The organism is Staphylococcus devriesei (genome assembly GCF_002902625.1).
GTDB classification, from domain to species: Bacteria; Bacillota; Bacilli; order Staphylococcales; family Staphylococcaceae; genus Staphylococcus; species Staphylococcus devriesei.
The window spans coordinates 1-22190 of record NZ_PPRG01000033.1; the positions used below are offsets into that span (position 1 = coordinate 1).

Here is a 22190-nt window from a genome sequence, read left to right on the forward strand (position 1 = left end):
CCTACTGTCTTAGGTAAAATAATCACAATAAATAATATAACCTTATTACTACTATATGTCAAATCTTTTTTCAAAAATAATTCCTTATCTTGAAAGTTAGTTTGATCAATTGATAGTAATTAATTTTCAAAAAAACTGGCGGTGCATTCACACTACCAGTTTTATCTATATCATTAATTTAAATTATAATTTGAATGATGAAGTATCAATTTTAACTCCAGGACCCATTGTTGTAGTTACAGCAACAGATTTGAAGTAAGTACCTTTAGCTGAAGATGGTTTAGCTTTTGCTAAAACGTCTTGTAAAGCTTTGAAGTTTTCAACTAATTTTTCATCGCTAAATGAAACTTTACCGATTGAAGCATGAACGATACCAGCTTTTTCAGCACGGTATTCAACTTTACCAGCTTTGATTTCTTCTACAGCTTTTTTAACGTCCATAGTTACTGTTCCAGTTTTAGGGTTAGGCATTAATCCTTTAGGTCCTAATACACGACCTAATTTACCAACTTCGCCCATCATATCTGGAGTAGCTACTACTACGTCAAAGTCGAACCAACCTTGTTGAATTTTTTGTACATAGTCAGATTCACCTACGTAATCTGCTCCTGCTTCTTCTGCTTCAGTGATTTTGTCACCTTTAGCAAATACTAATACACGTTGTGATTTACCAGTACCGTTTGGTAGCACTACTGCACCACGGATTTGTTGGTCATTTTTACGTGTATCAATTCCTAAACGGAAAGCTACTTCAACTGATGCATCAAAGTTAGCAATACTTGTTTCTTTAGCTAAGCTAATTGCTTCTTCAACACTGTAGTGTTGAGTACGATCAACTTTATTAGCTGCTTCTTGATACTTTTTACCTTTTTTAGCCATTTATTATTCCTCCTTTAGTGGTTTTAGCGGAATTTCCTCCCACGCTTACTTGTGTGTCGCACAAGTTAAGAGCAGATAACAGATGAATGCCTTAACTTTTTGTAAACCAATAAAAGTTTACTCATTTCTCAGACTAATCATAGACAATATGATTCGTTGTCATTTCTGTTACCTGCTATCGTCTATCAGTTATTTCAAAGTTAAACTTTTGTATTCGATAATTATTGTACAGTGATACCCATACTACGAGCAGTACCTTCGATAATACGCATAGCTGCTTCTTCGTCTGCAGCGTTTAAGTCTTGCATTTTGCTTTGAGCAATTTCACGTACTTGATCTTTAGTTACTGTAGCAACTTTAGTTTTGTTAGGTTCACCAGAACCTTTTTCAATACCAGCTGCTTTTTTAAGTAGTACTGGAGCCGGTGGAGTTTTAGTAATAAATGTAAATGAACGGTCTTCATATACACTGATTTCTACCGGAATGATTAAACCTGCTTGTTCTTGCGTACGTGCATTGAATTCTTTACAGAATCCCATGATATTCACACCTGCTTGACCTAATGCTGGACCAACTGGTGGTGCTGGGTTTGCTTTACCTGCAGGAATTTGTAATTTAACTACTTTTTCTACTTTTTTAGCCACGATGTGCACCTCCTTGATATCGTGATGTGGTCACAGGGCTCAGTTTTGCCCTCCCACTCATAAACATTTCGTGACGAAATGAGCGTTATAAAAACGCGACCACATTATTTTAACACTGAATATACGTAAAAAGCAATAGTAAAAGTTCATCTTTATTTGTATTTCAGTGTCAAATTCAATTATTAATTTTATTATGTCTTATAGCTTTTCGATTTGATCAAATTCAACTTCTACTGGTGTTTCTCTGCCAAACATATCTACTAGTACAGTCAATTTGAATTTATCTGGTTCGATTTCTTGAACTTCACCGACTTGGTTAGCAAATGGACCTGATTTAATTCGAACTTGTTCACCCACGTCTAATTCAACGTCGATTGTTTTCTCTTTAAGTCCCATTTGTTTTAAGATGAATCTCATTTCTTCAGGTAATAATGGGTTTGGTTTAGATCCAGCCCCAGCTGAACCTACGAACCCTGTAACGCCTGGTGTATTACGTACTACGTACCACGATTCATCTGTCATCACTAATTCTACTAATACATAACCAGGAAATGTTTTTTTAACTTGTTTCTTAGCTTTACCATCTTTAACTTGGGTTTCTTCTTCTTCTGGTATGACAACTCTAAAAATCTGTTCTGTCATATTCATTGATTCTACTCTTTTTTCTAAATTCTTTTTAACTTTGTTCTCATATCCAGAATATGTATGCACAGCATACCAACGCTTTGCGCCAACCTCTTCAGACATGTTGTCACTCCTTACTCTTATCTAAATAATTCTATTAAATTACCAATACCTAAGTCTAATACCCAGAAAAAGATCATGAAGAAAATTACTGTAGATACTACAATTATAGTATATTTAAAAAGTTCTTCTTTAGTAGGCCAACTTGTTTTTTCCATTTCACTTTTTACGCCTTGGAAGAAACTTTCTTTTTCTTTACCTGTGCCTTTATCTTTAGCCATCAAAATTACCTCCACACTAACGCTTGATTAGCCATTCGCTTTAATAACGTTGTTCGCTATTACTTTGACTCTTTATGAATCGTATGTGCATTACATCTTGAACAATACTTTTTTAACTCTAATCTTATTGCAGATTTTTCGCTTTTTGGAACAGTATAATTCCTATTACCGCAAACCTCACAAATTAAAGGTACTTTTTTCACTACTATTCACCTTTGCTCATTTTAATACCAGTATACTATACATAAATCTGATATTAAATGTCAAACGGCTATGGTTTAAAAGTCTGATACCTTTCTTTTAAAAAAAGAGCATTTCACTTAATCATCAGCCACTAGCAAGACTATTGCATTGGCTCATAATATTTTGTTAAATAATCTTTCATTTTCATTTTACAACGTTGAATAGTATTGTAAACTACTTTATCTTTTACACCTAATGTCTTGGCTATTTCTATTGGCGTATAATCCAATAGCATTAGCTTAGCCACACGTCTTTCCAATTTACTCAAACTAATCAAACTACGTTTTAATTGTTCTCTTTGTTCTTGCTTTATAAATGCTTCTTCTGTTCTCTTCGTAATATGATTCGATTGATAGGTCACGATGTATTCATTAACAAGTGTATCTTGCTTATGATGTTCTCTATATTTTTTTCTCCAAAAATCTTTCTTCATCGAGTAGACTATACAATTTAAATAATGTTCAAATGGTATTCCCATACTAAAATCAAATGTTGGTAGAGCCAAATAAATTCTAATTAGCATTTCTTGCATCAAATCTTTGAGGTCTTCTTCAGCAGCTCCCATTCTTTTAAACTTTATAAAAAGAATAGGTTGTAAATGAAGAACGATTTGAGTAAATACTCGCTCTCGCTCACAAGCATTATGGCTACATTGAAATTGTTTAAATAGCTCCTCTAGTTGTAATTGTTGCGTCATAAACTATACCTTTCGCGTTAAATTAGCCATAGTTTATACGAAATAATCTTTAACTTACAAGAGTGATATTTTAGTCCTTTTTATGATTTCCACGTCTAATTTTCTCGAACTCTGCGAGTACATCATTAGATAACGAAATTCGAGTTCTTGGTTTACTTTCAATAATATTGTCTAACGATTTACTTACCGTAATTTCATTTTCTTTTAAATCACGCCACATTTCTCTAGAGGACACTCGGTATGCACCAGCTCCAAAAATAGCATGTTGCTCACTCATATCACTCGTAACCACTGTAATATGCGTTGTATGCTTATTATACAAGTTATAAACATAGCGTTCTATATAGCTATCTGCTGTTTCCTTTTCCTTAGTGAACACCGTCTTAACACCATGATAAATATATTCTCTTTCAATACCAGATTGTTCATATGCGTCGAACACACATACAATTTCATCTGCTACTACGGCGTTATAGTTAGCGATAGCATCTAAGAGTTGTTCTCGTGCCTCTTGCAAATTGTCTCGGGCAATTCTACTAAGTTCAGATGATTGACCTATCATATTATAGCCGTCAATGATTAAGTATCTATCCTTCATACTTGTTCTCCGACTTGATGTCTTTTACGATAAACTTCATACATCATTAAGCTTGCCGCTACGGAAGCGTTTAAACTATTGACGTGACCTACCATCGGAATCTTGATATAGAAATCACATTTATCCTTAACTAGTCTACTCATACCTTGGCCCTCACTGCCAATAACAATCGCTAATGGCATATCCGCCGCCATATCTCTATAATCAGTCGCATTATCCGCTTCAGCTCCAGCTACCCAGTAACCATTGTCTTTTAACTCATCAATTGTTTTCGATAAGTTAGTGACACGCATAACAGGAACGTGTTGAATTGCTCCAGTTGAGGCTTTAGCTACTGTTTGCGTTAATGCTACTGAGCGTCTTTTAGGAATAATAACGCCATCCACACCACTCGCATCAGCTGTTCTTAAAATGGAGCCTAAATTATGAGGATCTTCTAAACCATCTAGAATGACAACAGTTGATAGACCTTCTTTTTCTTTCTGAGTTTTAATAAACTGATCAAAATCTGCATATTCGTAAGGAGCAATTAAGGCTGCTACCCCTTGATGAGGCGCATCTGCTAAATTATCTATTTTAGATTTTGGTACTGTTTGAACAATCAATTTTTGCTCTTTTGCATTTTGTAAAATGTCATTGATTTGTTGCTTTCTAATACCTTCTTGAATCCAAATTTTATTTATTGTATGGCCAGAAACAATCGCTTCTTTTACAGCATGTCTGCCGACAATTACGATATCTTCCATTGTTCTCACTACCTTTCATTCACTGTTTGAACAATCGTATCAAGTAAATTCTTCAATCTATCTTCTTGATGTTCTAAATATAAAAAGCCTATTACTGCTTCTAAGCTTGAACTTTTACGATATGTTTGTATATCTGTATTTTTAGCTTTCGTATGACTTTTAGCATTGCGTCCTCGTTTGACAATGTTTAATTCTTCATCTGTAAACCACCCTGTTTCAATGAGCGTTTCAAGCGTTTGTGCCTGGCTCTTCGCAGACACATAGCTTTTTGAAACGTGATGCAAACGATTGGGCTTACTTTGTAACTTAAGTACAATATATTCTCTCACATGTTGATCTAATACAGCATCGCCCATATAAGCCAAAGTTAACGGATTTAATAATTTAATATTCATCTTAACCACGTTTGAAACGCACACCCTGTGGCGTATCTTCTAAAATGATATTTTGTTCTTTCAACATATCTCTAATTTCATCTGCGCGCGCAAAATCTTTATTTTTACGTGCTTCATTACGCTCTTCGATTAATTTTTCGATATCTTCATCAAGTAACATATCAGCTTCTTTTCCTTTAAGTGGGACGCCAAGCACATCACTGAAGATTTGATAAACTTCTTTAAATCGTTGAATCACTTTAGTAGACGTCGTGTTCTCTAACACATATTTGTTTGCTAATTTAGCTAAGTCATACCAAGCTGTAACTGCATTAGCAGTGTTAAAATCATCATTCATAACCGTTTCAAATTGTTCTAAAACATGATCTATTTGGTCAACGTAATCAGCTTGGTCTGCAATATCAGTTGCTATTGTTTCTCTTTCTTCAATCAATTTATAGCTATTGCGAATACGCTCTAAACCACTCTTAGCTGCATTAACGAGTTCTAAATTATAGTTGATAGGACTTCTATAGTGGACACTAATCATAAAGAAACGTAAGACGTCTGGATCAACTTCTTTAATTATGTCGTGTACTAAAATAAAGTTGCCTAGCGATTTACTCATTTTTTCATTATCAATATTAATGAATCCGTTATGCATCCAATAATTCGCAAATGGTGCATGGTTGTGTGCTTCTGATTGAGCAATTTCATTTTCATGGTGTGGGAATTGTAAGTCCGATCCCCCAGCATGGATATCAATCGTTTTACCTAATTCGTGATACGCCATAACTGAGCATTCAATATGCCAACCTGGACGACCTTCGCCAAATGGACTTTCCCAACTTATCTCACCTGGTTTTGCTTTTTTCCATAGTGTAAAGTCTAGGGCATCTTCTTTTTGCTCTCCCGCTTCAATACGTGCACCTACTTTTAAATCATCAATAGATTGATGACTTAATTTACCATAACCATCAAATTCACGTGTTCTAAAATAAACATCGCCATTACTTTCATAAGCATAGCCTTCATCAACTAATTTTTTAATAAATGCAATAATTTCATCCATGTGATTCATGACACGTGGATTAGAAGAGGCTTTTTTCACATTTAAAGCACCTACATCTTCATAAAATGCTTTAATATACTTATCAGCAATTTCAGGTACACTTTCGTTCAATTCTTTAGAGCGTTTAATTAATTTGTCGTCAACGTCTGTGAAGTTTGACACATAAGTTACTTCATAACCTTTGTATTCGAAATAACGACGTACAACGTCATAGTTAATTGCTGGTCGTGCGTTACCAATGTGGATATAGTTATATACTGTTGGACCACATACATACATTTTCACCTTACCTGGTTCGATAGGTTTAAACGTCTCTTTTTGACGTGTTAATGTATTATATAATGTAATCATCTTTAATCTCTCCGTTCTTAGCTTTTTCAAGTTGTTTTTCTAGTTGTTTAATTTGTTCATATAATGGGTCAGGTAAATTACGGTGATCGAACGTTTTACCAATACGTTTGCCTTGTTGTTTCACAATATGACCTGGGATACCAACCACAGTTGTATAGCTTGGAACTGATTGCAAGACAACTGAATTTGCGCCGATATTAACATTTGAATCGATTTGAATATTGCCTAAAATTTTTGACCCTGCCGCTATTAACACATTATCTCCAATATCTGGGTGTCGTTTGCCTTTTTCTTTACCCGTACCACCTAATGTTACGCCTTGGTAAATCGTCACATTATCTCCAATAGTACATGTTTCTCCAATCACTACCCCCATGCCGTGGTCAATGAATAAGCGTTTCCCAATTTTAGCACCTGGATGAATTTCAATCCCTGTGAAAAATCGTGAAATTTGAGATATAATTCTCGCTAATACATATTTCTTTTTATTATATAATTTATGCGCTATCAAGTGACTCCACACTGCGTGTAAACCCGCATATGTTGTAATGACTTCAAATGTTGTACGTGCTGCTGGGTCTTGCTCAAACACCATTTTCACATCGTCTCTAATTCTTTTTATCAAGACTGTCGCCCCCCTCAGTTTTTTAAAAAGTAATAAATCCAACTCTTTCAACTACTAAAACTTCAAATAGATTAGTAAAATAGCGCCCCTAACACTGTAATAGATGCTAGAGGCGCTATCGCACGGTTCCACTCTGTATTTTAGACAAGATTTACTTAACGATAATCAACTTTCAAACTGATTACCTAGTAAGTCTTTATCATACTCATTCCTTTATTAACTTAAACTATACAAAGGTGCATTCAATATCGACTATGATGTGCTCGCAGCAACCGCACACTCTCTGAATTCATGGTCATATATTTACTAATCCTTTGAAACACTTTCAACCTAATCATATGAGCTTTAAGATAATTTTTCAAGTCTAATTATACTTAAATTTAACCTTTAAAATTTATACTCACTTATTTTTTAAACATATTGTTTTAAACGTGATAAAACTTTATCTCTACCTAATACTTCAATTGTATTTGGTAATTCAGGTCCATGCATTTGGCCAGTTACAGCTACACGAATAGGCATAAATAATTGTTTACCTTTAATTCCTGTTTCTTTTTGAACTTCTTTTATTGTTTTCTTGATTTCAGCAGCTTCAAAAGGTTCTAAGACTTCTAATTTGCCATATAAATGACTCATTAATTCAGGAACTTGTTCTCCATTAATTACCTCTTGTTCTTCTTCACCTAATTCAGGCATTTCTTTGAAGAACATTTCAGATAATGGCACAATTTCTCCAGCATAACTCATTTCTTTTTGATAAAGTGCAACGAGTTTGCGACCCCAATCTTGATCCTCTTCGCTAGGATTTTCAGGAATTAAGTTTGCTTTAATTAAATGAGGTAACGCAAGTTGGAATACTGTTTCAGTATCTTTAGTCTTCATATATTGGTTGTTAACCCAAGCAAGTTTTTGTCTATCAAACATTGCTGGTGATTTAGAAAGACGTTTTTCATCAAAGATTTTAATAAATTCTTCTTTAGAATAAATTTCATCTTCGCCTTCAGGTGACCAACCTAATAACGTAATAAAGTTAAATAATGCTTCTGGTAAGTATCCTAAATCACGATATTGCTCAATGAATTGTAAGATTTGACCATCACGTTTACTTAATTTTTTACGTTCTTCATTAACTATTAATGACATATGACCGAAACGAGGTGGTTCCCAACCAAACGCTTCATAAATCATTAATTGTTTAGGTGTATTAGACACGTGGTCATCCCCACGGATAACGTCTGTAATTTCCATATAATGATCGTCAATTGCTACTGCGAAGTTATAAGTTGGAATACCATCTTTCTTCACAATTACCCAATCGCCCATATTATTAGAGTCAAATGAGATTTCACCTTTAACCATGTCGTTGAACGTATACGTTTGATCTTGAGGGACACGGAATCTAATTGCCGGTTTACGACCTTCCGCTTCAAATTGTTGGCGTTCTTCTTCAGTTAAATGAGCGTGTTTACCACCATAACGTGGCATTTCACCACGAGCTAATTGTTCTTCACGTTCTTTTTCTAACTCATCTTCAGTCATATAACACTTATAAGCTTTATCTTCATCTAATAATTGTTGGATTAATGGATTATAAATATCTCCACGTTCTGACTGACGATAAGGGCCGTAACCTTTATCTTTATCAATAGATTCATCCCAGTCTAGTCCTAACCATCTTAAATTATCAAATTGTGAAGATTCACCATCTTCAAGATTACGTTTACTATCTGTATCTTCTATACGTACGACGAAATCACCGTCGTAGTGTTTAGCAAATAAATAGTTAAATAATGCTGTTCTCGCATTACCAATGTGTAAATATCCAGTTGGACTTGGCGCATATCTCACTCTTACGCGTTCACTCATTATATTCACTCCTATAATATTGATGTATTATTAAATAACGAATTCGCTCATTTTATCTAATATTAGCGGAATATTAAACGTCTTACCTTCGTATTTATAACTCGTTAAGAAACATCTTCGTTCCATTAGAAAAAAGCTATCCCAAACCATCATTAATGACTCGTTTTCGAATAACTTTCCTCTCCATTCTCATCTTAGATAAAACTTCGTATTTCTACATTATTGTAGCACTAAATATGTACTTTGATAAGTCACATGTTCATGCTAAACTTCCGTTCATCATCACTTTTTAAAACCGACATAATCTCGAACTTCATTTTTGAAAAGTGGTACGCTAAAGCCAACGTTTCACATGAAACGCTTTACGCCTTGATTACACTAAGTCGTCTACCTTTTTAGCAAATATAATACGGCCTGATGAAGTTTGTAACAAGCTAATCACTTCTAAATCTACATGTTTGCCTAAAAGTTGCTTAGCATTATCGACCACTACCATTGTGCCGTCATCTAGATAACCCACGCCTTGACCGGGTTCTTTACCCATTTTCGTTAATAGAATATTAATATGGTCGCCTTGGTGTAAATTCGGTTTAATCGCCTCAGATAAGTCATTAACATTCAACGCTTTAATCCCTTGGACATGACACACTTTATTTAAGTTAAAATCAGTTGTAATAACATGGGCATGATATGTTTGAGCTAATTTGATTAATAACTCGTCTATGTCACTATGAGACGTTTGTGGATGAATCACGTGTGTCGGATAATCTAAGTCATGTAATTGATTTAAAATATCTAAACCACGTTGTCCTTTTTCTCGTTTAACACTATCATTGGCATCGGCCACTACTTGTAATTCATTAATTACGCCTTGTGGGATAAGAATTTCACCATCAATAAATCCACATCGTATAATATCTAAAATACGACCATCAATAATTGCACTTGTATCTAATAATTTAGGCACTGCACTGACATTACTTTTAGACATAGAGCGCGCCATATTCTCAGGCAAAAATAACAACATCTCGTCGCGCTTTTTCAAACCAAATTGGAATCCCAAATAACACAATAAAAGTGTGATGATGAGAGGTATCAGATGATTCAAAATAGAGTTACCAATAATTTCTAAAATAAAGGAGGCCATTACTGAAATAAATAGTCCAATAATTAGACCTAATGTCGCAAATAAAATTTCTACTGCACTACGTTGCATAATCCAATGTTCTATCGTTTTAAGCGTACGTGTGACTTTATTAATAAATAATCCAAATATTAGAAAGAAAAGAAGTATACCAATTAAACCATCAACGTAATAATTGGTTAAAATAGGATAGTTATTAATATTTAAGTCACGCACTATTTCTGGTATTAATAAAATACCAAGAGCCGCTCCAAGAATAACGTAGATAATGACTACTATTCCTTTTAAAACTTTCATAAATTCCACCTCTTTTGCTATCCTATTTAAGATTTAAACGCATATTTAAGCGCTTCATGAACGGTAGACACACCTACTATGCGAATACCTTCAGGAAACGTCCATCCTCCGATATTAGTTTGTGGAATAACCACTCTTTCAAATCCTAACTTAGCGGCCTCTTGAACGCGTTGTTCAATACGGGATACACGTCTCACTTCTCCCGTTAAGCCAACTTCACCGATATAACAATCTAAGCCATCTACCGCTTTATCTTTAAAGCTAGAAGCTGTTGCCACAATGATACTTAAATCAACTGCCGGTTCAGTCAATCGCACACCACCAGCCACTTTAATGTAAGCATCTTGTTGTTGAAGTAAATAATTCTCTTTCTTCTCTAGAACTGCCATTAATAAACTCAACCGATTATGGTCAATACCTGTGGCCATGCGTCGAGGGTTGTTAAAGGTAGTTGGTGTTACTAATGACTGTACTTCAATAAGTAACGGACGGGTACCTTCCATAGTCGCCACAATTGTCGAACCAGGCACATTGGTCGAACGTTCTTCTAAAAACATTTCAGACGGATTTTGGACACCCTTTAAACCACTTTGTTTCATTTCAAAAATGCCCATCTCGTTAGTTGAACCAAAACGGTTTTTAACCGCTCTTAAAATTCGGTAAGCATGGTGTTCATCACCTTCAAAATATAATACCGTATCTACCATATGTTCTAATAAACGTGGCCCAGCAATTTGGCCTTCTTTCGTTACGTGTCCGACAATAAAAGTTGCAATATTCATTTGTTTAGCAATATTCATCAAGCTCTGTGTACTTTCTCGAACTTGTGATACTGAACCGGGTGCCGAACTAATCTCAGGGTGATAAATAGTTTGAATAGAATCCACGACTAATATGTCGGGTTGTTCTTGTTGAACGGTCTGATGAATGACTTCCAAATCTGTTTCAGCTAATACATTTAAATTACTTGAATCTTCTTCTAAACGCTCAGCACGTAATTTAGTCTGATTGAGTGATTCTTCACCTGTTATATATAAAACGTTCAACTTTTGTGATAATGACGCGCAAATTTGTAGTAACAACGTCGATTTCCCAATTCCTGGGTCCCCGCCGATTAACACTAAAGATCCACTAACAATTCCTCCGCCTAATACGCGGTTAAATTCTGTCGATTCTGTTTGTACTCTTGGAGTTGCTTCATGCTTAATACTGTTTAATTTTTGTACTTTTGCGCTCGACTCTTTCGCCTTCACGCCATGTTTAGGATTTGAAGCTTTCTCTACAATTTCCTCCATTTGGTTCCATGCGCCACAATTCGGACATTTACCCATCCACTTTGGAGATTGGTAGCCACAAGCCATACATTCGAAAATCACTTTCTTTTTGGCCAAAATTGCACCTCCGATTTTTCTTTGAACAAATCTATTTTATATGTATAGGGTAATAATGACAAATGTAAAGATAAATAAGAAGCTAAAGACCTCCATGTTATGCTTTCGCTTTTTAATTGAGTCTTTATTTTCAATATTAAAGTAAAAAGAGAGTGAGCACAGAAATCCTAATAATAAAGATTTCTGTCTCACTCTTTTACTACAATATTATTTTATGCTTCAGTTTCAGAAGTTTCTTTTTCATCTTTTGAAGATGCTGTATCTTTCTCATGAATGTCATATTTAAATTCTTTACCATCATGATCAATAATAACTTCTTTACCTTCAATTTTATTGCCGTCTAAAATCAATTCACTAAGGTTATCTTCTACTGTTTTTTGGATAGCTCTGATTAATGGACGTGCACCATATTCAGGGTCATACCCTTCTTCAGCAATTTTTTCTTTTGCTTTATCAGTAACTTTAATATTAATATCTTGTTCAGAAAGACGTTTAGTCAATTTATTAACCATCATTGTTACAATTTCTTTTAATTCATCTTTAGAAAGTTTGTGGAAGACAATAATATCATCTACACGGTTTAAGAATTCTGGACGGAATGAGTTTTTAAGCTCTTTCATCATTGTTTTACGAATTGTTTCATAATCATGACCTTCTGAACCTCCACCAAATCCTGCAAAACGTTGATCTTGTAATTCTTGTGCTCCAACGTTTGATGTCATAATAATCACAGTATTGCGGAAGTCTACTTGACGACCTTTTGTATCTGTTAAATGACCGTCATCTAGTACTTGTAAAAGAATATTAAATACATCTGGATGTGCTTTTTCAATTTCATCGAATAAAATAACTGAATAAGGTTTGCGTCTTACTTTTTCAGTTAATTGACCACCATCATCATGACCTACATAGCCTGGAGGCGCTCCAACTAAACGGCTCACTGCGTGTTTCTCCATAAATTCACTCATATCAACACGAATCATTGCATCTTCTTCACCGAACATTGATTCAGCTAGAGCACGTGCTAATTCAGTTTTACCTACACCTGTTGGTCCTAAGAAGATAAAGCTACCAATTGGACGTTTAGGATCTTTTAAGCCTGCACGCGCACGACGTACGGCTTTACTAATAGATGTTACAGCATCTTTTTGACCGATAACACGACTATGCAATGTATCTTCTAGATTTAATAATCGATCTGATTCAGTTTCGTTAATTTTAGTTAATGGGATACCAGTCCATCCAGCAATGACCTCTGCAATGTCTTCTTGAGATAGTGATGTAGACTGACCGCCTTGTGAAGTTTGCCATTCATTTTTAGCATCTTCATATTGTTTTTCTAATTTAGTTTGTTTATCTCTTAAATTAGCTGCATTTTCAAATTCTTGTGCGTGTACAGCTGCATCTTTTTCATTTTTAACTTTTTCAATTTCTTGTTCAATTTCTTTTAAGTTATTAGGCGTTGTATGACTTTTTAGTCGTACTTTTGAACTAGCTTCATCTATTAAATCAATCGCTTTGTCTGGTAAGAAACGATCTGAAATGTAACGGTTACTTAGTTTTGCAGCCGCTTCAACTGCTTCATCAGAAATATTGATACGGTGATGTGCTTCGTAACGGTCACGTAAGCCTTTCAAGATAGCAATCGTATCTTCTACAGTAGGTTCACCTACTTGAATAGGTTGGAAACGACGCTCTAACGCAGCATCTTTTTCAATATTTTTGCGATATTCATCTAAAGTCGTTGCACCGATACATTGTAATTCACCACGTGCTAACGCTGGTTTTAAAATATTTGAGGCATCGATAGCACCTTCAGCACCACCAGCACCTACTAACGTATGCAATTCATCAATGAATAAAATAACATTCCCAGCTTGGTGAATTTCTTCCATTACTTTTTTCAAGCGTTCTTCAAATTCACCACGATATTTAGTACCGGCTACAACCGTACCCATATCTAATGACATCACACGTTTACTTTTAAGTGACTCTGGTACTTCACTATTCACAATCGCTTGTGCTAAGCCTTCTGCAATCGCTGTTTTACCTACACCAGGTTCACCAATAAGTACAGGATTGTTTTTAGTACGACGGCTTAATACTTCGATGACACGCGTAATTTCTTTATCTCTGCCAACTACTGGATCTAATGTGCCGTCTTTAGCTATTACGGTTAAATCACGTGCTAGACTATCTAATGTTGGCGTATTATTTGATTTGTTAGCTGTAGCATTTTTATTAGTCATTTCTGGACTTCCTAAAGCTTTAACAACTTGAGCACGCGCTTTAGTAATATTTAAATCTAAATTAGCAAATACGCGAGCTGCAACGCCTTCATTTTCACGGATTAGACCTAATAAAATATGCTCAGTACCTACAAAGTTATGATGTAACTTTCTCGCTTCATCCATTGAAAGTTCAATCACTTTCTTTGCTCTTGGTGTATAGTGCAATGTACCAGTTTGTTCTTGGCCGTGACCAATGAGTTTTTCTACTTCTTCGATGACTTTATCTTCAGTGATATTGAAGCTCTCTAATACTTTAGCTGCAATACCTTCTGGTTCTTTCATCAATCCAAGTAATAAGTGTTCTGTACCGATATTAGAATGGTTCAAGCGAATTGCTTCTTCTTGTGCATGTGCTAAAACACGTTGTGCACGTTCAGTTAATCTACCAAATAGCATATATCTTTGTACCTCCTATTTTATATGTTCCCTTAATATATCCGCTCTTTTTTCATTTACTGAAACAGTTTCATCTTCATCGTTGTAGAGAAATGCTGATTGAATACTTACCATTAATTTATTAAACTTAAAATCTTCTAAAGCAAGATATCCTAAATCAATTCCTAATTTTACTTCACTTAACCGATAAGATGCTTCTTCCATTGAAATCATTCGACAATTTTGCAAAATGCCGAGTGAACGATAGATTCGGTCTAATGTTTCAAGTTCATTATATTGAGTTAAACGTTCACGAATTTGTATTTCTTCGTTAATTATCTGTTGAACAACTTCAGTTAAATTATCAATAATCTCTTCTTCTGTTTTACCAAGTGTAAGCTGATTTGAAACTTGGTAAATATGGCCATAAACTTGTGAGCCTTCTCCATATATACCTCGAATCGTAAAACCGAAACGATTTATCGTTTGCGCAATACGGTTCATACGTTTCATTATAGATAAGCCAGGTAAATGAAGCATTACACTTGCTCGCATACCCGTACCAATATTAGTTGGACACGTCGTTAAATATCCTAACTGTTCGTCATAGCTAATCTCTAAAGTTTCATCAAGCGTATTATCTATCTCAGAAGCTTTATCATATAGCTCATGAAGCGTTAAGTCATTACCCATTGCTTGAATACGGATATGATCTTCTTCATTTATCATAATACTTATTGACTCATCTTCATTTAACAACACTGCTGAAGCTGGTTGTTTAATTAACTCTGGACTAATTAAATGTTTAGCTACCAACTTCATCTTATTTTGTTGATCCATCATATCAAGACGCATAAGTGACAAATCTGGCAATGCATCTTGAACTTCGTTAATAACTCTAAAGCCGGCTTGTTCAGATGGAAACATTAACGGGTGAACATGATTCTCTAAGTTTCTGGCTAACCGAATACGCGATGACATCACAATCGGTGACTCGGCAGTTTCTTTCATCCATTCACTTATAGGCGTATTAATATCACTCATTAGGTTCCACCCCACTCTCCTCTTTCAAAGCCTTAATTTCATCTCTTATTACCGCTGCCTCTTCAAAGTTTTGTTCTTCGATTAAGGTATTTAAATACTTCGTTTTTTCTTCAATTTGTTTTTTAATTGCAAGTTTCTTATGAGAAGAACGAGGTGTTTTACCTACGTGCTCAATTTGTCCTCCTTGCACACGTCTCACAATATTTACAATGTCATCTTTAAATGTCGCATAACAATTCGCACATCCAAACTTTCCAACATGTGCTATATCTTTTAATGTCATATTACATGTAGGACATCGTTTTTCTTCTTGAAAAGCTACTTCATGAAAATTAATTCCATGTTTCGCTGCCAAATGTTGCAATATTTGTTTTACGACAAATGCTTCTTCGATATCATCTTGGAACTGTGAATATGAGGAAGTAGAGTCATTTTGATGCCAAGGGTTATCCCCCTCTGCACATATTGAACATACCCATTTTTCAGAAGTTCCTTCTTTACTTTTAACTGTGAGTTTAACCTCTGCTTCATTTAAATGACAATTTTCGCAAAGCACACATAGACACCTCGCTTTTCTCTATTAATAATAATTAATAATTGGTAATAATCGTTTCAAGATGTTCGCTCTAATGATATCTCGAGCCATCACATCCATTTTTAAAGTTTCACGATCGACGATAACGTGAATCATTCGAGCTTCTCTTTCACTAATTAAACCCTTATCTAATAAGCCGTCTATAATGTAATAGGCCTGCTGTTGTGAAATTGATGGACCTATTAAACGCATTAAGTGATTAATATATCCTGTGGCATCTTTATTTTCAATTTTAGTGATTCGGATATAACCTCCGCCACCACGTTTACTTTCTATTTCATAACCATGTTCATTTGTAAATCTTGTTTTAATAACATAATTTAATTGAGAAGGTACACAGTCGAAACGTTGAGCAATATTTGCCCGTTGAATTTCTACCACGTCTTCATTAGTTTCTTCAAATAATTTTTTAATGTACTGTTCTATGATGTCAGACATGTTGTGCATGATTTACCACCTCTTTTGACCTTCTTTGACTATATTATAGGAGCATCTTTGACCTTTTTCAACCAATTTGTTTTTTAATTATTAAAAAATTAGGATGTTACATTTACTAATTTAATGTATTATATTAGGTAAATAAAAGATAAAGGAGTAGAGTTATGCATATTCTCATTGGGATTATTGGGATTATTTTCTTTTTAGCGCTTGCATTCTTATTTAGCTCTGATAGAAAAAATATTCGTTGGCAATATGTGGGTATATTGCTTGTTATCCAACTTGTTTTTGCGTTTATTTTATTAAAAACAACAGCAGGTATTACAGTTATTGGTGGTATTTCAGAGGGATTTAACTATTTACTACAAAAAGCAGCAGAAGGGGTTAACTTTGTATTTGGCGGATTTAAATATGTCGATCCAAAAAATCCACCTTTCTTCTTTAACGTTCTTTTACCAATCGTCTTTATCTCAGCATTAATTGGTATTTTACAATATACTCGAATCTTGCCATGGATTATTAATGTTTTAGGATTCTTAATTTCTAAAATCAATGGTATGGGACGTTTAGAATCATATAATGCCGTTGCAGCAGCAATCTTAGGACAATCAGAAGTTTTCATTTCTTTAAAAAAACAATTACCTTACATACCTAAACATCGTTTATATACTTTAACGGCGTCAGCGATGTCCACTGTTTCAGCCTCAATTATTGGTGCTTACTTCAGCTTAATTGAGCCTAAATATGTCGTTACTGCCGTAGTATTAAACTTATTCGGCGGTTTCATCATCGCATCTATTATTAATCCTTATAAAGTTAACGAAGAAGAAGACAAATTATTAGTGGATGAAAGTGAAACTAAAAACCAATCGTTCTTCGAAATGTTAGGGGAATATATTTTAGATGGTTTCAAAGTTGCCGTTATCGTAGGGGCAATGTTAATCGGTTATATCGCTATTATCGCATTATTAAATGGTATTGTAGGCGGTATATTTAGTCTAATCTCTGGCGGTGCCATTAATTGGGACTTCCAAACATTAATTGGTTTCATCTTTGCTCCATTAGCTTTCTTAGCTGGGGTCCCTTGGGAGGACGCAGTACAGTCTGGATCAGTTATGGCGACTAAATTATTATCTAACGAATTTGTTGCGATGCAATCACTAGGTGACTTGAAAGGCATCTCTGAGCATGCGAAAGGTGTTACATCAGTGTTCTTAGTATCATTCGCTAACTTTAGCTCAATTGGTATTATTTCAGGTGCCATTAAATCACTTAACTCTGAAAAAGGTGACGTCGTAGCTCGCTTTGGTCTTAAGTTATTATTTGGTGCGACATTAGTATCATTTATTTCAGCAGCAATTGCAGGTTTCTTTATTTAATAAGATATATTATTGCAAAGACTTTATTCTTAAAAAGGAGGCTACTCAAAATTGAGTAGCTCCTTTTGTAATGCTATTTTACTTTACCATGTGGTCTATAAAATATTGTGTTACTCTATGATCATCTGTTAGTTCAGGATGGAACGAAACACCTAAATATTTACCTTGTTTAACGGCAACAATCTTATCTCCCACAGAACTCAATACCTCTACCCCATTTTCCACACTAGAAATATGAGGCGCTCTAATAAATACACCATCGATATCTTCAGCAATACCTTTAATATCAAGCTCAGCTTCAAAACTATCAACTTGTCTACCGAATGAGTTACGCTCTACTGTAATATCTAATTTCTTCAAATATCCAGTTTCGCCTTCCACATCTTTAGCAAGCACGATAAGTCCTGCGCAAGTTCCAAACATTGGTAAGTCAGATTGTTGTAGCTTTTCTTTAAAACCATATAAATCCATTAATCGTCTTAAAGTGGTAGATTCTCCACCAGGAAGAATTAATCCATCAATCTCGTCTAACTGTTCAACTCTTTTTACAGCAATGCCTTCGTGACCACTAAGTTCAATGTGACGAATGTGTTCACGTACTGCACCTTGTAACGCTAATACACCTATTTTCATATATTACCAACCACGCTCTTGCATACGTTCTTCTAATGAAATTTGGTTAATATCTAAGCCTTTCATCGCAGTACCTAGTTCGGCAGCTAATTTTCCAATAAGTTCATAATCTTGATAGTGTGTAGTTGCTTGTACAATTGCTTTAGCAAATTTCTCAGGATCCTCTGATTTGAAAATTCCTGAACCTACAAATACACCGTCAGCGCCTAATTCCATCATTAACGCCGCATCTTGAGGTGTCGCCACGCCACCTGCTGCAAAGTTAACGACTGGTAAACGTCCGTTATCTTTAATTTGTTTTAATACTTCGTAAGGCGCACCTAAGTCTTTCGCATATGTCATGATTTCATCATCATTCATCACTACTAAGCGACTCACTTCAGAGTTAACCTTTCTCATGTGTCTAACAGCTTCAACAATATTACCAGTACCTGGTTCCCCTTTAGTACGTAACATTGCTGCACCCTCACCAATACGACGAGCAGCTTCACCTAAATTACGGCAACCACAAACAAATGGAACTGTAAATTGGTCTTTTCTTAAATGATATTCTTCATCAGCAGGTGTTAAAACTTCAGACTCATCAATGTAGTCTACTCCCATAGCTTCTAACACACGTGCTTCAGTAATATGACCAATACGTGCTTTAGCCATTACAGGGATAGAAACTGCATTCATTACTTCTTCTACGATTTTAGGATTAGCGCTACGTGCTACTCCACCAGCTGCTCTAATATCTGATGGTACACGTTCTAAAGCCATTACTGCTACAGCGCCTGCTTCTTCAGCAATTTTAGCTTGTTCTGCATTAACGACGTCCATAATAACGCCACCTTTTTGCATTTCAGCCATTCCTCGTTTAACTCGTTCAGATCCTACAATTTTAGACATACAATAAACCCCTTTTCCAATTGATTAAACCCATTTTATGATATAAACTGATATTTAAAAAGGTGCAATTTATTTATAAATATAGGGGCCAGTTTTATATGTCTAAAAAACAAAAGTTATATTTATCGCTATATAAAAAACTAAAAAACCAAATCATAGAAGGTCAATATCAGTCAGATGATAAGTTCCCTTCTAAACGTCAACTTAGTGAGCATTTGTCATTAAGCCATACTACAATTGAACATGCTTACCAATTATTACTAGACGAAGGCTTTATTTATTCAAAACCACGTTCGGGTTATTACGTTTCCGATATTCAGTCTCTACCTATTATTAATGTACGTGATACTCATACAATTGAAGATAGTTATGAAACTGCAAATCCCGACTATCAATATTATTTTAATTTAGCAGAAATTGACGCAGAGTATTTTCCACTTCATTTATTTAGAAAATACGCGAAAGAAGTCTTCGAGGACGATCAATTAGAACTTTTAGAAAAAGGAGATTTACAAGGAGAAATTGCGTTACGCCAACAAATAGCACATTATTTATTTAATAGTAGAGGCGTGTCATGTCATCCTAATCAAATTATTATTGGTTCTTCTACCGAACAATTATTAAATATGGTAACAGAACTTCTTAACGATTCATCATTTATTATAGAAAAACCAAGTTATCCACCAATTAAGCACGTACTAGATAAGCAACAACGCCCTTATATCCAGGCTACAGTCGAAGAAGATGGGATTAATACGAGTGAAGTACTTCATTCAAATAATGATATTTTATATATTACACCTTCCCATCAATTCCCTACCGGATATGTGATGAATTTAAAAAAGCGCACCCAGCTTATAAAATGGTCACACCAAAAAGCCAGTCGCTATATTATTGAAGACGACTACGATTCAGAATTCAGATATTACGGTAAGCCTATTCCAGCATTACAAAATTTAGATAAAAAAGACAAAGTAATTTATATTAGTACATTTTCTAAATCACTGTATCCTAGTTGTCGTATTGCTTACATCGTCTTACCTAAAAGATTACTAAGTGAATATCATGCTATAAGTCATAAAGAAAGCAACACTGTACCTGTCCATATCCAACAAATTATTGCTAATTTTATGGCTTCCGGTAGCTTTGAGAGACACTTAAATAAAATGCGTAAGATTTATAGAGAGAAGCTGAGTTATATTTTAGATAAGCTCGCACCATACCATGAGCAGCTTCAAATCGAGGGAGCTTTTACCGGTATGCATTTTACCCTTACTGTCAAAAATGGACTGAGCTTAGAGGAATGTTTAGAGCGAGCACAACAACTAAAATTGAAATTAAATGTTTATAACTACGACAATATGCCTCAACATGAACCGAAATTTATACTAGGTTTTGGTGGCATTCCTAACGATCAACTTGAAGCCCATACCGATACTTTAATTAAAGCATTAACAATATAAGGGAATTAAAGTAAGTGATTGTAATAGAAGTGATAAGAGATATTTCCTTTAAACAAAAAAGAGATTAAGCAATGTTTCGTTGCTTAATCTCTACAATTGAACTTATTACTCTGGCGGCACGTAATCTGCTACCATCGGCGCTAAGGAGTTTCCTTTGCTTTGAGGCAAGCGGTCGCATCTTTCTTCATTGTCGTCGTTCGTTGGTTCATTTAGCTCAACTAAATTCGCTGCTCTCTCTCCTCAATTCATTAGCTTCAATCGCTTTCTTTTCGCAAAGCTAAATAGACGCTGACATGTTCTCTCCGAAATTTGTATCGTTTTTTCTTGGTTCTATACTAAATCGAACTGCTGAAAAAACCAGTTCGATTTTTTGTTTCTTTAATAATAAAAAAATGGCGCAAATATCTCTATAATTGTAAGTGACCAAACCAACAAAAAAGGAGAGATATTGCGCCTATGTCTGATTGTATATCAAAAATACTTGGAATTAATAATAAAAATAATCAATTAAAAGAATATATCAAAAGTTAAGTAATTAATTTATGGTAGAGATTTATTTAAACAATTAAACTTTTTGCCTTATTCATAAAATTTCATATGTCTTTTTTCTTCTTTATAATAATCTAACCTATCTTGCAATGTGCCAGTGTGTAGTTCTAATTTATGACCATCTGGATCAGTAAAATAAATTGATTTTTTATCTCTTCTATTTCTCTCACGACCTTCAAATATATAGACCCCATTCGCTTTTAACCATTTGTGCCAATCCTCAAATTCAATTTCTTCGATAGTAAAAGCTATATGTGTATACGAACTGTGTATTTCATTTCTAGGTATATTAGTTTCTTCATTCAAAGCAATCCATACACCACCGATTGCAAAATATGCAGTATGATAACCTTCTACTAAAATTTTGCCTTTTAAAATATCCCTATAAAATTTTATAGATGCTTTGATATCTGATACTGAAAAAGTAATGTGATTTATAGATTGAATCATAATATCCCCCTACATGTATTTAATTCAATCATATTATAAAAATAGACATAAAAAAAGAGACCCTTCGGTCTCAATATCGGCTCATCGCATCCATATGATTTATCTGCCTGGCAACGTCCTACTCTAGCGGAACGTAAATCCAACTACCATCGGCGCTAAGGAGCTTAACTTCTGTGTTCGGCATGGGAAC

At 34.7% G+C, this 22190-nt stretch carries 23 protein-coding genes and 1 rRNA gene; 2 read left to right on the top strand and 22 right to left on the bottom strand.

What is annotated here, in order from left to right; translation table 11 throughout:
- Window positions 1-183: 183 nt before the first annotated feature.
- From rplA to CD147_RS05580, 18 genes are all read right to left on the bottom strand, one after another.
- The gene (gene rplA, locus CD147_RS05495) at window positions 184-879 is read right to left on the bottom strand and encodes a 50S ribosomal protein L1 (protein WP_103166434.1); all 696 of its coding nucleotides are present in this window, start codon (window positions 877-879) and stop codon (window positions 184-186) included.
- A 221-nt stretch (window positions 880-1100) separates the two neighbouring features.
- Entirely contained in the window at window positions 1101-1523 is a 423-nt protein-coding gene (gene rplK / locus CD147_RS05500; RefSeq protein ID WP_103166435.1) for a 50S ribosomal protein L11, read from the bottom strand.
- Window positions 1524-1721: 198 nt separating this feature from the next.
- Complete coding sequence (gene nusG, locus CD147_RS05505) at window positions 1722-2270, bottom strand: transcription termination/antitermination protein NusG (protein ID WP_103166436.1); 549 nt, start codon at window positions 2268-2270, stop codon at window positions 1722-1724.
- A gap of 17 nt (window positions 2271-2287) precedes the next feature.
- Entirely contained in the window at window positions 2288-2488 is a 201-nt protein-coding gene (gene secE / locus CD147_RS05510) for a preprotein translocase subunit SecE (protein ID WP_103166437.1), read from the bottom strand.
- A 59-nt stretch (window positions 2489-2547) separates the two neighbouring features.
- Window positions 2548-2691 carry a 50S ribosomal protein L33 gene (rpmG, locus tag CD147_RS05515; RefSeq protein ID WP_103166438.1) on the bottom strand — a complete coding sequence of 48 codons (144 nt, stop codon included), beginning with the start codon at window positions 2689-2691 and terminating at the stop codon, window positions 2548-2550.
- 140 nt (window positions 2692-2831) lie between these two features.
- Window positions 2832-3428, bottom strand: a complete 597-nt coding sequence (locus CD147_RS05520; protein WP_103166439.1) for a sigma-70 family RNA polymerase sigma factor — start codon at window positions 3426-3428, stop codon at window positions 2832-2834.
- 70 nt (window positions 3429-3498) lie between these two features.
- Entirely contained in the window at window positions 3499-4026 is a 528-nt protein-coding gene (locus tag CD147_RS05525) for an NYN domain-containing protein (RefSeq protein ID WP_103166440.1), read from the bottom strand.
- Window positions 4023-4772, bottom strand: a complete 750-nt coding sequence (gene rlmB / locus CD147_RS05530) for a 23S rRNA (guanosine(2251)-2'-O)-methyltransferase RlmB (protein ID WP_103166441.1) — start codon at window positions 4770-4772, stop codon at window positions 4023-4025. The genes CD147_RS05525 and rlmB overlap by 4 nt, the downstream gene beginning before the upstream one ends.
- An 8-nt stretch (window positions 4773-4780) precedes the next feature.
- Entirely contained in the window at window positions 4781-5167 is a 387-nt protein-coding gene (locus tag CD147_RS05535) for a Mini-ribonuclease 3 (protein WP_103166442.1), read from the bottom strand.
- Between the two features lies 1 nt (window position 5168).
- Window positions 5169-6569: a cysteine--tRNA ligase gene (gene cysS / locus CD147_RS05540; RefSeq protein ID WP_103166443.1), complete on the bottom strand. Its 1401-nt coding sequence runs from the start codon at window positions 6567-6569 to the stop codon at window positions 5169-5171.
- Window positions 6553-7194 carry a serine O-acetyltransferase gene (gene cysE, locus CD147_RS05545; RefSeq protein ID WP_103166444.1) on the bottom strand — a complete coding sequence of 214 codons (642 nt, stop codon included), beginning with the start codon at window positions 7192-7194 and terminating at the stop codon, window positions 6553-6555. Before cysE ends, cysS begins: the two co-directional genes overlap by 17 nt.
- 411 nt (window positions 7195-7605) lie before the next feature.
- On the bottom strand, window positions 7606-9060 hold the full coding sequence (gltX, locus tag CD147_RS05550; protein WP_103166445.1) for a glutamate--tRNA ligase: 1455 nt from the start codon (window positions 9058-9060) through the stop codon (window positions 7606-7608).
- Between the two features lie 373 nt (window positions 9061-9433).
- Entirely contained in the window at window positions 9434-10501 is a 1068-nt protein-coding gene (locus CD147_RS05555; RefSeq protein WP_103166446.1) for a PIN/TRAM domain-containing protein, read from the bottom strand.
- Between the two features lie 26 nt (window positions 10502-10527).
- A complete protein-coding gene (gene radA, locus CD147_RS05560) occupies window positions 10528-11892 on the bottom strand; it encodes a DNA repair protein RadA (protein ID WP_103166447.1) in 1365 nt (454 codons plus the stop codon).
- A 212-nt stretch (window positions 11893-12104) separates the two neighbouring features.
- The gene (locus CD147_RS05565) at window positions 12105-14579 is read right to left on the bottom strand and encodes an ATP-dependent Clp protease ATP-binding subunit (protein ID WP_103166448.1); all 2475 of its coding nucleotides are present in this window, start codon (window positions 14577-14579) and stop codon (window positions 12105-12107) included.
- A 15-nt stretch (window positions 14580-14594) separates the two neighbouring features.
- A complete protein-coding gene (locus tag CD147_RS05570; RefSeq protein ID WP_103166449.1) occupies window positions 14595-15602 on the bottom strand; it encodes a protein arginine kinase in 1008 nt (335 codons plus the stop codon).
- On the bottom strand, window positions 15595-16158 hold the full coding sequence (locus CD147_RS05575) for a UvrB/UvrC motif-containing protein (RefSeq protein WP_103166450.1): 564 nt from the start codon (window positions 16156-16158) through the stop codon (window positions 15595-15597). Before CD147_RS05575 ends, CD147_RS05570 begins: the two co-directional genes overlap by 8 nt.
- A 24-nt stretch (window positions 16159-16182) precedes the next feature.
- Window positions 16183-16644 (bottom strand): CtsR family transcriptional regulator, encoded by a 462-nt coding sequence (locus CD147_RS05580; RefSeq protein ID WP_103166451.1) that lies wholly within the window; start codon window positions 16642-16644, stop codon window positions 16183-16185.
- 155 nt (window positions 16645-16799) lie between these two features.
- On the opposite strand from CD147_RS05580, the gene CD147_RS05585 reads away from it, so the two are divergent.
- Window positions 16800-18014, top strand: coding sequence for a NupC/NupG family nucleoside CNT transporter (locus CD147_RS05585; protein ID WP_103166452.1), 1215 nt, complete (start codon window positions 16800-16802; stop codon window positions 18012-18014).
- Between the two features lie 78 nt (window positions 18015-18092).
- On the opposite strand, the gene pdxT is transcribed toward CD147_RS05585, so the two are convergent.
- Window positions 18093-18647: a pyridoxal 5'-phosphate synthase glutaminase subunit PdxT gene (gene pdxT, locus CD147_RS05590; protein ID WP_103166453.1), complete on the bottom strand. Its 555-nt coding sequence runs from the start codon at window positions 18645-18647 to the stop codon at window positions 18093-18095.
- A gap of 3 nt (window positions 18648-18650) precedes the next feature.
- A complete protein-coding gene (gene pdxS / locus CD147_RS05595; protein WP_103166454.1) occupies window positions 18651-19538 on the bottom strand; it encodes a pyridoxal 5'-phosphate synthase lyase subunit PdxS in 888 nt (295 codons plus the stop codon).
- A 98-nt stretch (window positions 19539-19636) separates the two neighbouring features.
- Here pdxS and pdxR point away from each other — a divergent pair, with 98 nt between their 5' ends.
- Window positions 19637-21001 carry a MocR-like pyridoxine biosynthesis transcription factor PdxR gene (gene pdxR / locus CD147_RS05600; RefSeq protein ID WP_103166455.1) on the top strand — a complete coding sequence of 455 codons (1365 nt, stop codon included), beginning with the start codon at window positions 19637-19639 and terminating at the stop codon, window positions 20999-21001.
- Between the two features lie 579 nt (window positions 21002-21580).
- On the opposite strand, the gene fosB is transcribed toward pdxR, so the two are convergent.
- Together fosB and rrf are read right to left on the bottom strand one after the other, a co-directional pair.
- On the bottom strand, window positions 21581-22000 hold the full coding sequence (gene fosB, locus CD147_RS05605) for a FosB/FosD family fosfomycin resistance bacillithiol transferase (protein ID WP_103166456.1): 420 nt from the start codon (window positions 21998-22000) through the stop codon (window positions 21581-21583).
- A 105-nt stretch (window positions 22001-22105) separates the two neighbouring features.
- A 5S ribosomal RNA gene (gene rrf / locus CD147_RS12625) occupies window positions 22106-22190 on the bottom strand; the annotation flags it as partial.

Coding starts and splice junctions, on each gene's coding strand:
- CD147_RS05520 (WP_103166439.1), bottom strand. CDS start 3,428: ATGACGCAACAATTACAACTAGAGGAGCTATTTAAACAATTTCAATGT.
- pdxT (WP_103166453.1), bottom strand. CDS start 18,647: ATGAAAATAGGTGTATTAGCGTTACAAGGTGCAGTACGTGAACACATT.
- CD147_RS05525 (WP_103166440.1), bottom strand. CDS start 4,026: ATGAAGGATAGATACTTAATCATTGACGGCTATAATATGATAGGTCAA.
- CD147_RS05570 (WP_103166449.1), bottom strand. CDS start 15,602: ATGAGTGATATTAATACGCCTATAAGTGAATGGATGAAAGAAACTGCC.
- CD147_RS05565 (WP_103166448.1), bottom strand. CDS start 14,579: ATGCTATTTGGTAGATTAACTGAACGTGCACAACGTGTTTTAGCACAT.
- cysS (WP_103166443.1), bottom strand. CDS start 6,569: ATGATTACATTATATAATACATTAACACGTCAAAAAGAGACGTTTAAA.
- nusG (WP_103166436.1), bottom strand. CDS start 2,270: ATGTCTGAAGAGGTTGGCGCAAAGCGTTGGTATGCTGTGCATACATAT.
- gltX (WP_103166445.1), bottom strand. CDS start 9,060: ATGAGTGAACGCGTAAGAGTGAGATATGCGCCAAGTCCAACTGGATAT.
- CD147_RS05555 (WP_103166446.1), bottom strand. CDS start 10,501: ATGAAAGTTTTAAAAGGAATAGTAGTCATTATCTACGTTATTCTTGGA.
- secE (WP_103166437.1), bottom strand. CDS start 2,488: ATGGCTAAAGATAAAGGCACAGGTAAAGAAAAAGAAAGTTTCTTCCAA.
- rlmB (WP_103166441.1), bottom strand. CDS start 4,772: ATGGAAGATATCGTAATTGTCGGCAGACATGCTGTAAAAGAAGCGATT.
- CD147_RS05535 (WP_103166442.1), bottom strand. CDS start 5,167: ATGAATATTAAATTATTAAATCCGTTAACTTTGGCTTATATGGGCGAT.
- fosB (WP_103166456.1), bottom strand. CDS start 22,000: ATGATTCAATCTATAAATCACATTACTTTTTCAGTATCAGATATCAAA.
- pdxR (WP_103166455.1), top strand. CDS start 19,637: ATGTCTAAAAAACAAAAGTTATATTTATCGCTATATAAAAAACTAAAA.
- pdxS (WP_103166454.1), bottom strand. CDS start 19,538: ATGTCTAAAATTGTAGGATCTGAACGAGTTAAACGAGGAATGGCTGAA.
- rplA (WP_103166434.1), bottom strand. CDS start 879: ATGGCTAAAAAAGGTAAAAAGTATCAAGAAGCAGCTAATAAAGTTGAT.
- CD147_RS05580 (WP_103166451.1), bottom strand. CDS start 16,644: ATGCACAACATGTCTGACATCATAGAACAGTACATTAAAAAATTATTT.
- CD147_RS05585 (WP_103166452.1), top strand. CDS start 16,800: ATGCATATTCTCATTGGGATTATTGGGATTATTTTCTTTTTAGCGCTT.